This is a genomic window from Bacteroides cellulolyticus (assembly GCF_025567135.1).
Lineage (GTDB): Bacteria > Bacteroidota > Bacteroidia > Bacteroidales > Bacteroidaceae > Phocaeicola > Phocaeicola cellulolyticus.
Genome location: NZ_JAOQJJ010000003.1, coordinates 167,611 through 180,751, shown reverse-complemented (window position 1 = coordinate 180,751; position 13,141 = coordinate 167,611). Strand labels below are relative to the sequence as shown.

7 protein-coding genes are annotated in these 13,141 nt (G+C 37.8%); 6 read left to right on the top strand and 1 reads right to left on the bottom strand.

From position 1 onward, the window contains the following. The first annotated feature begins 3 nt into the window (after positions 1 to 3). The 3 genes from OCV82_RS05430 to OCV82_RS05420 are packed head-to-tail and all read left to right on the top strand — an operon-like array spanning position 4 to position 7,272. Positions 4 to 2,547: a DUF4955 domain-containing protein gene (locus tag OCV82_RS05430; RefSeq protein WP_154043504.1), complete on the top strand. Its 2,544-nt coding sequence runs from the start codon at positions 4 to 6 to the stop codon at positions 2,545 to 2,547. 19 nt (positions 2,548 to 2,566) lie between these two features. Further along, entirely contained in the window at positions 2,567 to 4,840 is a 2,274-nt protein-coding gene (locus OCV82_RS05425; RefSeq protein WP_154043503.1) for a DUF4955 domain-containing protein, read from the top strand. Positions 4,841 to 4,857: 17 nt separating this feature from the next. Further along, positions 4,858 to 7,272: a polysaccharide lyase family 8 super-sandwich domain-containing protein gene (locus tag OCV82_RS05420; protein WP_262543049.1), complete on the top strand. Its 2,415-nt coding sequence runs from the start codon at positions 4,858 to 4,860 to the stop codon at positions 7,270 to 7,272. A gap of 93 nt (positions 7,273 to 7,365) precedes the next feature. Here the strand turns inward: OCV82_RS05420 and OCV82_RS05415 are convergent, their stop codons facing one another. Beyond that, positions 7,366 to 11,430, bottom strand: coding sequence for a hybrid sensor histidine kinase/response regulator transcription factor (locus OCV82_RS05415; RefSeq protein WP_154043502.1), 4,065 nt, complete (start codon positions 11,428 to 11,430; stop codon positions 7,366 to 7,368). Positions 11,431 to 11,565: 135 nt separating this feature from the next. On the opposite strand from OCV82_RS05415, the gene OCV82_RS05410 reads away from it, so the two are divergent. The 3 genes from OCV82_RS05410 (at position 11,566) to rpsG (ending at position 13,118) form a co-directional block, all read left to right on the top strand. Further along, positions 11,566 to 11,904: a DUF3467 domain-containing protein gene (locus OCV82_RS05410; protein WP_154043501.1), complete on the top strand. Its 339-nt coding sequence runs from the start codon at positions 11,566 to 11,568 to the stop codon at positions 11,902 to 11,904. A 183-nt stretch (positions 11,905 to 12,087) separates the two neighbouring features. Continuing rightward, on the top strand, positions 12,088 to 12,492 hold the full coding sequence (rpsL, locus tag OCV82_RS05405; RefSeq protein WP_154043500.1) for a 30S ribosomal protein S12: 405 nt from the start codon (positions 12,088 to 12,090) through the stop codon (positions 12,490 to 12,492). A 149-nt stretch (positions 12,493 to 12,641) separates the two neighbouring features. After that, positions 12,642 to 13,118, top strand: coding sequence for a 30S ribosomal protein S7 (gene rpsG, locus OCV82_RS05400; RefSeq protein WP_154043499.1), 477 nt, complete (start codon positions 12,642 to 12,644; stop codon positions 13,116 to 13,118). Positions 13,119 to 13,141 lie beyond the last annotated feature (23 nt).

Here is a 13,141-nt window from a genome sequence, read left to right as displayed (position 1 = left end):
ACCATGAAGAAATTATTTATTTACATATTAAGTATATTTTCTGTCGTCGCATTTTATTCTTGTGACGACAGGGAAGACATCCGCAATGATATCAACGACCTGATATCTCGTCTGGATAAATTGCAGCCGGAACTGGATAAACTGAATGCTTACGTAGCCAATTATCAGGATCTGTTGAATGGACAAATCCTAATTTTGGGTTACAGCGTGAATGAAGAAACCGGTGATTACGTTCTTGAATTGAGTAATGGGGAAAGAATGACAATTTATAGTGGCAAGCCATCAGAACCGCTTCCTGTAGTATCAATAGGTGAAGACGGATTCTGGTATTATACCATGAATGGTGAGGAAACCAAACCATTGGTTGATAGTGAAGGGAACCAGATAAGCTCTAAGCCTGAAAACGGAATGACTCCTGAGTTCAGAATCAATTCAGAAGGAATGTGGGAATATCGATTCGGTGATGGTGAATGGACTGGTGGTATTGGTATGGCAGATCCTTCTCTTGTAGATTTTAGCTATTCTTTGTTTGATGAGGTTGTCGTAAACGGTTCAGAAACACTTACATTGAAGTGGAAAAATAACGGCGAGACAATGGAATGCAATATTCCTTTATATGGAGGATTGGCATTGACTATTGAGCGTAATATTGAGGGTGATCCGCAAGAATTTCATTTAAATGAAACAAAAATATTTGATATAGAACAGGAAGGAGTTGAAAATATCGTTATTGAAACTATCGGTTGGAAAATCAAGATTGATGAAAAATTGCTAACCATACAGGCTCCTTCGACTAATAACAGAAACGAGGCATATACTGAGAACATAATTATAAAGATATTCTCAAAAGAAGGATATTGCAGACTGGTTACTATGCCTGTAAAACTCCTTACAACAGGATTGTATGATGGAGCTGCCGAGGCATGGAATAAATTCGTCAATAAATCTGCTGATAATGTACTCCTTGACTTTTCATATGCTGGATATATGCATGGTAGTGTAGCACCACCGGATGTAAATAATTTGACAGGTTATACTACAGTAAATATTAAAGAGTATAAGGAGCAGAATGGTATAGAAAGCGATAGAGTTGCGTTAAATAGTCTTTTGTACGATTACAAATTGGTTCGTAAATGTCCAGGTAAGGAGGATAATAGTAATTCGAATTCCAATGCAAAACTAGTTGTTTACTTTCCTGAAGGTGAATATGTGCTGCAAGATGGTTCGGAAGATACTGCATTCCCGGAAATTTATGGCGGAAATTTTGTAATCAAAGGCGCAGGTACAGCGCTTACAAAAATCAAAATGACAGGTTTGAATGATAATTTGAAAGCCCCCTTGCTTAATATAAAGCATACAAATAGTCCTACAAATGTAAACAATTCTCCTCTTTTGGCTACAGTTAATGCTAATGCAACGAAGGGTGAATTTACGGTAAAGGTAGATAATACTGCTGGAATTACATCAGGTAAATGGGTACAATTGAGATTGAGAAGTGGAAATCGTGAACTGATAACATCAGAATTGGGCGGTATCACTCCAGGCAATGCTTGGTCAATAAATACCCAGCCTGCTGTGGTGACTTCTGGTAATGAAGACACAAATGGAGTACGTATAATGGAATTCCATCAGGTAAAATCCGTCGGAAATGGTACTGTTACTTTTGAGGAACCAATAATGCATGATATTAATATCGCTTATAATGATTGTGGAGGATGGCAAATAAGAGAATACAAGTATTTTGAGAATGTCGGAATTGAAGATTTGACTTTTGAAGGAAATTGTATAACTCCATATTATCATCACGGACCAAGCGGGGAGAATAGACCGAAAGAGTGGGTGTATGATGAAGGTTACAGACCTTTACAGTTGAATAGAGTAGTTAATTCTTGGGTTAGGAATGTTAATTTCGTGAGTGTGAGTGAGGCTGTTACTTTTGAAGAATCGGCTAACTGTTCAGCTTATAATGTTCAAATAACAGGTAATAGAGGGCATTCTGCTGTAAGAGCGCAAGGATCAAGTCGTGTTTTTATCGGCAAAGTTATGGATAGTAGTTCTGACGATCGTGGAAACGGACAATGGCACGGATGTGGAGTTTCCAAACCTAGTGTAGGAACAGTGATATGGAATTCTACATGGGGTATAGATGCTTGCTTTGAATCGCATGCATCACAACCACGCGCAACATTATTTGATAATTGTAGTGGAGGTCTTGTTAAATATCATGCGGGTGGTGCTGAAACCGAAAATCCTAATCATTTGGCCGGCTTGACTTTATGGAACCTGAATGTTACAGGAACAACGGATGAAAAAGGGCAAAATTTTGCTACAGATTTTAATTGGTGGTCTAATGGTGATATTTGGTGGAAAATTTATCCACCTATTGTGGTAGGTGTACATGGACAAAGTGTGACTTTTGCAGATCCGGATACACAGATGACTTACTGTGAAGGCTTAGGAACTGTCGTAACACCTGAATCTTTATATGAAGCACAGTTGTATAAAAGACTCGGTTCTGTTCCTACTTGGCTGAACTCACTTAAATAATAGGATAATATATACGATTATGAATAAGAACTTTTCGATTCTTATCAGTCGTACAGCATTTGTCTTTGCTCTTCTGGTTATTGCCATGGGGTGCAAAGACGATGTTGTTAATGACGGTGAAGGTCCTGAAGACAATGTGCAGACACTGTATCAGGATAAGGTGGATTATATGAATACTGATGCTTCTATAATAAGTCAATTGGTTAAGGGAGAATTGGAAGTGACATCTACGTGGGTGGACGATAAAGGTAATCGCTCGCTACAATTCTCAAACCAACAGCTTACTATAGTGTATGCCACTGCAAACTATGAGAAGATGAAGACCATACCTTTACTAGGAGTGGATGAGATTGGTAATTGGGTTTATGACTATTATGGAGAAATTTTGTCATTGAAAGATATAAATGGTAATCCCATTTCTGTAAAAGATGGAGCTGTTCCTACATTGAGACTGAATAAGACAGGTTACTGGGAATATACATTAGATGGAAAAACGTGGGCAAGACTAAGTGACAAGATGGTTGGCAAGATAGAGAATGCCGAAAGAGGTTCGTATTCACTGTTTAATTCTGCTACCATGTCTTATGACTCAACTTCTATGACTTTAGCACTTAAAACGGGAGGAAAATCATTTACGGTCACCGTAAGGGATATGAAAACGACTGAAGCATGGAACAAATTTAATGCTGATGCTGAGGATAATATTCTTCTTGATTTCTCGTATGCCGGATACAAGCATGGAGAGGAGACGGCACCTGATGGTAGATCCTGGGGATTTTACGAGGAGAATATTAAGAACTATATGAAATCAGGTTCTAATTATGCAAGAGATGCTTTGAATGAGATATTGGCTAAATATAATTTGGACAAATCAAGCGGAAATTCTAACGCTAAAGTTCTGATATATTTTCCTGAAGGCGATTATGTGTTGCATAATAATAGTGACAATACAAAGGACGATTCAAAAACAAATGGTGATGAAGATGAATTAGGGAATAATACAAGTCACAGTATTGATATATTCGGAGGTAATGTTATCATTAAAGGTGCAGGTAGGGATAAAACACGACTTATAATGGATACACCAAACTTGCCAAACAATGATGCTATGTATTCGTCACCTGTAATGATTTCTATCAAGAGAAATGCATGGTTGGCTGGAGATAATGAATTGACCAAGGTCTCTGATGTGACAGCTGATGCTAAAAAGGGTACTTATACTATTGAAGTAGCTACTCCTGATATATTCTCAGTAGGTGAATATGTCTGTCTGTATTTACATGACAATAATCATGAATTGGTAACGAAGGAACTTTTGCCATATAAGTGGGAAAGTACGATGACAAATATTGCAGAAACTGGCGTTCAGATTGAGGATTATCATCAGATTGTTGCTAAAGATGGAAAGAAAATAACTTTCAAGGAGCCTATCATGCATGAGGTAGAAGAAAAATATAATTGGATGTTGAAGAAGTATTTCTACTATGAAAATGTAGGTATAGAAGATCTGACTTTTGTAGGTCATGCAAAGGCGGATTTCGGCCATCATGATGATTGGGAGGATGATGGAGCCTATAAGCCAGTGAACTTCATGCGTCTGGTAAATTCGTGGATACGCCGTGTAGATTTCAAGGATGTAAGTGAGGCAGCTTCTATAATATCAAGTGCAAATGTTTCTGTTTATGATGTAAATATTCTTGGAAATAGAGGACATGCTGCGATACGTTCGCAAGGATCTAGCCGTGTGTTCATAGGAAAAGTAACTGATAGGACAACTGGTCCGTTGGCTGATTCTCCTTATACTGTTACTGAAGGGGCAGGTCAGTATCATGCGTGCGGAGTATCAAAACCAAGCATGGGAGCAGTGATATGGAACGTGTATTGGGGTGATGATGCTTGTTTCGAAGCTCATGCCACACAACCGAGGGCAACGTTGATAGATATGTGTAAAGGTGGTTTTGTGCAGTCGCGTCAAGGTGGTGATGCAGATCAAGTGCCTAACCATCTCAATGACTTAACAATATGGAACATGTGTTCTACCAGAACAAAGCTTGGTGGAAACGGAAATCTTCCTGTGAACGGAGAATTTGACTGGTGGCGGGATGGATGGAAATATTGGAAAATTTTACCTCCTATAATTGTTGGTTTTCATGGAGAACCAATTAAATTTGTCGATGAGCAAGTGAAACTTGACGAAAGCAATGGAGTGCCTGTATTACCGGAATCGCTTTATGAAGCACAACTCTTAAAGCGTTTAGGATATGTGCCAGCATGGCTTCTGGAATTGAAATAATTTTTAAATTTTATATCATGAAACTGAAAAGAAATATCATCTTTACTTTCTTGCTGGGAGCAGGAATGCCTGTGTGTTATTCGCCGGTGATGGCAATACCAGTGACAGAATATGTGCAGTCTGTAGAACAGAATACAGACGAAGTAAAACTGAAAGAGTTGCAGGAATTCAGAAAAAAATACAAATTGGCTGATCCGAAAGCTTCGACAAATGAACTGAAATCTGCACAGATGGCACTCAAGATGCTCATGCTGCAGCGTACGGGAGACTATACTGTAACAGGAGCCGATCTTTGGGGTGATAAGGTGACAAATCAGCATCTTAGAGACGTAGCCAAGAATGTCCGTATATTGTCGTATGGAGCATTGACATTGGGAAAATCAGGTAAGGCTGACTTGGATTTGTATCTTGATTTCCTCTTTACTCATAATTTTTTCATGAGGATGCCAAAGCTGGTATATAGTAATTACAGCGATGTAAGAAAAATACCGACAGATCTGATGAGTGCACTTCCTGTTCTGGATGATGTGCGTAAGGCAAAAGTAATAGCAGCCGTACAGAAACTGCTTGAAGTGGATATTATACGTAAGGGGGATAAGGCAATCCTTAATTGGATAAGCTCTGACTATATTTTCAATGTTGTACCATACGTATTTAATCTGGCTATTGCCAATCCGGACGATCAGCAGGCGATACAGGATTTGCAGTTATTGTCAGGCTTTTTGAGGGTGTGTACAAGATATAATGTCGGTAACAAGGATATATTGAAGCCTGATGGTACAGGTTTCCATCATAATGCACATTATAATGGATATATGTACTCGTATAGAACATGGGTGGAATATTTCTATCGTTTCAAAGGTACATCGTTAAAGATAGACAGAAAATCATACGAAAGATTGAAGTTTGCAATTGAAACCATTTATATGACTGCTGTCCGCGCGGATGGAGATAAAGACCGTATTTATGCTTGCAGTATGGCAGGACGTCATCCTTTCTACAGCATTGAAGTGCCCTTTACGCAAAAACTTTTTGAACAGTTGATTGAAATAGGTGCTGATGTTTATGGAACTGAAATAGATGAGGAACTCGCTGCATATTATAACTATTTCTTTAAGTCAGATAAGTATAAGCTCCCGGCAAAAGATGCCAATGGCTTTTATCAGTATAACTATAGTGCTGCCGGTGTGTACAGACAACCGGGATGGGTGGCTGTGATGAGATGTCCAACACAGATGCTGTGGACCGGCGAGGTATATAACAAGACTAACCGTTTCGGAAGATATCAGGGACACGGTACGTTGGAGGTATTGTACGAGGGGGGACTTGAAGCTACAGGATATCCTTCAAAAAATGAAAATAAGGGAGCAGGATGGGACTGGAATATGATGCCTGGAAGTACTACTGTGCATTATACCGATTGGGCAGAGATGATGCCTTATAAGAACGATAAGGATAGATTCGACCAAAAGGCGAAGACTACTAACTTTGCAGGTGCGGTATCGATGAAAGAGTATGGTTTGTATGCGGCTGCCTTCGATCAGGGTGATCATTGGGGAAGCCAAAGGTTTGTACCTACTAATCTTACTTTCTGTAAGTCTGTTCTTGCTATTGACGGAATGTTGTTCAGTGTAGGTAATGGTATCTCTGCAAAGGGAGATTATTCGGATGATATGATAACGGCAACTAATCTTTTCCAGACTATAGTAACTAAGAAATATAACAAACTCATGGTGAATGGTAAGTCTTTGTCGAACGGAAGCAATAAGACTATACCTTCCGGTGAACCGCTGACCCTCATCAATCCTGTATCTACAGGTTTCTTTGTTCCTGCCGGACATGATGAAGTTAAGGTTGTATATGATAAGCAGGAGACACCCTCTTCGCAAGGACTTGCTGCAAAGCCGGCTACTGAGGTCGCTGCAAAGGCTTATATTAACCATGGAGTAAAACCTGAAAAGAAATCTTATTCTTTCGTTGTAGTGCCTGCGGCAGATGAGGATAAGATGAAGGAAGTGGCAGACAAGCAAACAAAAGGTGAGTTGTTCAGTATTGTTGAAATGCAGGATTCACTGCATATAATTAAATATGCTCCAAAGAATGTACTGGCTTATTCGTTCTTTACTCCTGCCAAGGGGTTGAATGCCGGTGAGGTTATTTCATCTGCTACTGAACTTTTGTTGATAGAGGAGAAACAATCAGACGGTAGTCTGGTACTTGCTATCTCAAATCCTAATTTACGCCCGAAGATGCTAAATAAGAAAGACTGGAGAGAAATGCCTACTCCTGCTTTCATCGAGCTGAAAGGAACCTGGCAGGCTGAAGGTAATGTACAAGGTGTTTTCTTGAAAACTATGGAAAATGGTAATACAGAACTTTCATGCTTGTTGCGTAATGGCTTGCCTGTGCATGTGAAATTGAAAAAAATGTAGCAATAAAACGATATTGAATATCGAATAAATAAGTGCTTTTAAAAACGCCTTGACATTTAAAAAACGTCAAGGTGTTTTTTTATGTATCAAACTTCATTTTTCGTTTTTTCCTTTTCTATAAGTTAGTGGACTTATATTATAGATATCCTTAAAACATTTTGAAAAATACCTTGGTGAACTGAAACCAATTTTTTCTGCAATCTCTGTTATGTTTAACTCAGGATTATTCCGTAGAAGATAGGCTCCTTTCTTTAGACGTATACTAATTATAAAGTCATTCGGCGTCTGTCCTGAAATAGCTTTTATTTTAGCAAATAAGTTAGTTCTGGCCATGCCCATTTCTCTGGCAAATGTGTTCATGTTAAAATCAGTATTGCTAATGTTTGCTTCAATAATAGATATTGCTTTGTCAAGTATCTCTTTATCTATTTTATTGCTGGCAAGCATTTGTACTGTCGTTTCCGGCTTATGGCTGAATTTTTCTTGAAGAAGAATACGTGAGTTGACAAGATTGTTACATCTTGATATCAGCAATTGGGTATTGAACGGCTTTGTGATATAGTCGTCGGCTCCAGTCCTAAGACCTTCTATGTATTGGTCTATCGCATTCTGTGCGGTTAATAGGACTACAGGTATATGACTTGTGGCAGGATTGGACTTGATTCTCTTGCATAGCTCTTTTCCATCCATTCCCGGCATCATTACGTCGGTTATTACAATGTCCGGCATAGTAACTTCTATTTCAGATATCGCGCTTTCTGCTGTGGCAAATGAACGGATGTAATAGAACGGAGACAGAATTTCTTTCAGCATGGCACGTATTTGTTCATTGTCCTCGACGATGAACATTTGTGGCTTGCTTTGTAGTTTTGATGAAATTTCAGCTATCTCTGTTGTGCTTTCCGATTGTTCTGATTGAATAATAGGGGTAGGAGAGTTAAATACAGGAGGAGAGTAATCGGTAGGTTGTGAGAAAATGATTTCACTTTTTGAAAAATGTGCCTTACCTAGTGGAAGGCTAATACTGAAAGTTGAGCCTTCTCCTTCCTTACTGTTTACTTTAATATTTCCATGGTGCATGTCTATTATTGTCTTCACAAAGGCCAGGCCTATACCAGAACCTGTTGTTCCAGGTATTGAGCTGTTAGAATCTTCTACCTGATAAAAGATATCAAATATCTTGTCAATATCTTTAGCAGGTATTCCTTTACCGTTGTCTGATATTGATATTATAGCGTTTTTATTGTCTTTCTTTACTTCTATAGATATCTTGCCTCCATTGCCGGTACTTTTAATTGCGTTGAAAAGGAGGTTGTTTATAACTTTCTGAAAATGTTTGGGGTCGAACCATAGGTCCAGACTTTCATACTCTGTACTGAACTCAATGGTTATATTGTTCTTGGAAGCATAATCGCTGAACAGAATATAATTTTCTCTAACGAAATGTATGATGTCGTTATGGCATACCTGTAGTTTTAGATGTCCCATCTCATGCTTCCTGTAGTCGAGCAGTTCGGTGATTAGTTCACGCAGTTGCATGCAGTTGTGGTATGCTATTGAAAGTTTGTTGTATGTTTGATTGGTAAATCTGTTGTTTTGTATAAGAGTTTCTATTTGTGATATTATAAGTGTAAGCGGTGTGCGGAATTCATGCGATATGTTAGTGAAGAGTTTAAGTTGTGCCTGATTTTCTTTTTTTATGTTTTCGGCATGCTTTTGTTCTAATTTCAATGATTCGGACAGGCGTAAACGAGTTATATAAATACTGATGATATACCATAATAACAATGCAGCCGATAGTGTGTAGATTATATATGCTATCGGTGTTTTATAGAATGGAGTCTTGATTTTTATATCAATTCTTATAGGTTTACATATGGATGTATCTTCGTTCTGAGCTTTTATTATCAGTGTATATGAGCCAGGACTCAGGTTTGTATATGTTATTTCATTGGAATTTCTGACTTCGTTCCATTGTTCGGAAAATCCTTCAAGTTTGTATATTATTTTATCTTTGTTTTCCGGTATATGATTGGTTACGGCAAAATCAATGCTGAATATATTTTCCTTGTGCGACAATGTAATTTGTCTGGTATAATTCAGTGATTCTTTAAGAATACCGGTTTTATCTCCTACATTTATGTAGTTGCCGTTAACAACTAGGCCGGTGAGTATAATGCTGTAAGGCTTATGCTTAAGAAACAGGTCTTTCTCATAAAACGATACCATATTTCGTATTCCTCCTAAGAATACTTCACCATCTGAGGCTATATATAATGCGTTTTCATTGACCGCATCTATAGGAAAACCATTTTTGGAATTATAATTGTAGAATATCTTTTTTTCTTTGTCGAAGATTGAGAAACCATCAGTCGTGATAAGCAATAAGTTTCCGGTTACCGGCGATTCACAGGCCTGGTATATGCAATCATTTGCCAGATTGTTGTTTTGTTTGTCGAAATTCCTGAAGCTGTCAGTTTCGGGTATATACAAGTCAAGACCACAACCGGATGTACATATCCATATATTGTTCTTGCTGTCTGTTATTATGTTATTTATATTATTACTGCTGATGCTTCCCTCCCGTGTTGTATCATTACGGTAATTCTTTACATTAGATGATGACATGTTATAGACATATACTCCTTCTCCTGTCGCCGCAATCCACAGGTTATTATTATTATCAAGCGTAACATCGGCTACCATTCCTAAGGATTTCCCGTTAGGAAGATTGCGCAGTATATGCCTGCATTTGCCACTTTCCTTTTCCATAATACATATTCCGTTTTGAGTGGCTATGATCAGACTGTCTGAGGTGTAAGGCTCAATGTCTCTTATGATATTTGACGGGAGAGAGGTTTCGTTACCACTGTGATGCATATATAGGGTTATACGTCCGGTCTTGATGTCGTATTTGTTCAGCCCTCCGGTGTGAGTCCCTATCCAAAGTGTGTTTTGGTCTTCATCGTAATATAATGATTTGACATTATTGTGTGAAAGTGAATTTGATGGACCTGATATTCCTTTCGGCCATTCTATGGTTCTGCTAGTTCTGTCAAGAAGATTTACTCCACCACCTTCGGTTGCAATCCAGATTTTACCGTCTTTGTTTTCTGTCATTCTTCCTATTACCGGACTACTTAATCCTTTTCCTTCTTCTTTTGAATAATAGTATCTTCTATAGATTGAGTATTCGGGATTAACATAGTTGACTCCTCCAAAATATGTTCCAATCCAAAGGGTACCTTGGGCGTCTTTTTCTATACACCATACGGATGAATCTGTTAGGTCATGGTCTGTCTCGCCAGAAGAATAGTGGATAAATTCACTGTTTGTCCTGTCGTATTTGTCTATGCCGTTGGAAGTCCCAATCCAGATATTCCCTTGGTTATCCTGACATATTGCTCTAACAAAGTCAGATGATATTGACCTCTTGATATCGCTGGTTTTATAGTTGTTTATTTCCCCATCCTTTTTTATGGTATAAAGCCCGTTCTCCCAGCTCCCAATCCATAAAGTCTTTTCTTGGTCAATATACATTTTGGTGATATTGCCGTGTTCTATTACGTGTTTTGTTGTAGAATTTTGTGTGTCGTATTTGAATACTCCATATGATGGTGTTCCAATCCACATGTTCCCTTCGTCGTCAACGATGAGGGAGTTTATAGTTTTAATCGAATTGTCTGGAAGTGTATAAAATGTTTCGAATGAACCATTGTCGTTATAGGTTAGTATTGAATTACCTATTGTAATATAAAGTTTGTCTCTATAGTAAATACAGCCTATTTTGTCTTCTTTTAATATTTTGAATCTTTGTGTCATGATATTCAGTTCACTGACACAGTCGGGGCTCAATATATAAACCTTTCCATCTTTGCTTCCCGTTACTTGTAATATAATATTTGAAGGCAGGCTGTTTGGATCGGACTTTTCTTTATTAATTGTGTGTATTTTTTGACCATCGTATATGTTTAGACCTACTCTTGTTCCAATCCATAGGATTCCGAATTCATCTACATAAATACTGTTTACGGAAAGTTGTGATAACCCCTCTTTGGTAGTGAGATGATTGAATGCTACAGATTGAGATGATGCTGTAACTGAATAGAACAATGACAGCAGAAAAATGTATAGATATGGAAGGTTTAAATAATTCATAGGCACTATGTTATATGGCAAATGTAACGATTTTTTTTGTTAGTCGGCATATAACTTTTTATATTCTTTTCTTGTATGGCTATATTATTTGTCATATATTTGTCCTGATATTAATTCTATAAATTATAAATTATCATGGAAAACGAAAATAAAAATAATCAGCTACAGATAGAACTGAAAGAAGATGTAGCAAAAGGTACTTATGCCAATCTGGCTATTATAACACATTCAACTTCAGAATTCATAATAGATTTTGTTTCTGTATTGCCTGGTTTGCCAAAAGCAGGAGTACAATCAAGAATAGTCATGACTCCTGAAAATGCCAAAAGACTCATGTATGCCCTTCAGGATAATATGATTAAATATGAACGTAATTTTGGTACAGTGAAAATGCCGGAAGAACGTAATGCAAATAATGAAAATGGAGGAAAAACTTTTGTTCCGCCATTGAGCGATTTTAAAGGTGAAGCTTAAAAAAGAATAAAAAATGTTTAATTAGGTCCGATTTGCCGTTATTTATGCAAATCGGGCCTTTTTTATTATTAAAAGTGTTTGTGTATTAAAAACTTATTCGTACCTTTGCAACCCGAAATATGTAGTTTCGCTTTAGGATTGGAATTTGAATAAACAATAATATAAATTTAAAAATCAAACAAAATGCCTACTATTCAACAATTAGTAAGAAAAGGAAGAACGGTTTTGGTTGAGAAAAGTAAATCACCAGCGCTTGATTCATGTCCTCAGAGACGTGGTGTTTGCGTTCGTGTTTATACTACAACTCCGAAAAAACCTAACTCAGCAATGCGTAAAGTTGCTCGTGTGCGTCTGACAAACTCTAAGGAAGTTAACTCTTATATCCCAGGAGAAGGACACAACTTGCAGGAACACTCAATCGTATTGGTACGTGGTGGTCGTGTGAAAGACCTTCCAGGTGTACGTTATCACATCGTTCGCGGTACATTGGATACTGCAGGTGTAGCAGGTCGTACACAGAGACGTTCTAAATATGGTGCAAAACGTCCAAAACCAGGACAGGCTCCAGCGGCTAAAGGTAAAAAATAATATTAGCTGAGTACAATCCTTTTAAGTAAAGACTTTATTAATTTCGTTTTGGTTTGTTGGAAAAGCTTTAAGGTTGAGTAAATATCTCGGAGGAGATGTTGAAGCGAACAGAGGTGCAGCCCCAAACTAAACATAAATTGTCAAACAAAATGAGAAAAGCAAAACCAAAAAAACGTGTGATCCTTCCGGATCCAGTATTTAATGATCAGAAGGTTTCTAAATTCGTTAACCATCTGATGTATGATGGAAAGAAGAATACTTCTTATGAAATCTTTTATGGTGCTCTTAATGTAGTTGGCACTAAATTGCCTGCAGATGAAACTTCTGCTCTAGATGTATGGAAAAAGGCTCTTGATAATGTGACTCCACAGCTTGAAGTTAAATCACGCCGTATCGGTGGTGCAACTTTCCAGGTTCCAACTGAAATTCGTCCTGAACGTAAGGAGTCAATCTCAATGAAGAACTTGATATTGTTTGCTCGTAAACGTGGTGGAAAGTGTATGGCTGATAAATTGGCTGCTGAAATCCTTGATGCTTACAACGAGCAGGGTGGTGCATTCAAGCGTAAAGAAGATATGCATCGTATGGCTGAAGCTAACCGTGCATTTGCGCATTTCAGATTTTAATCAAGTAATAATTTAATAACTAG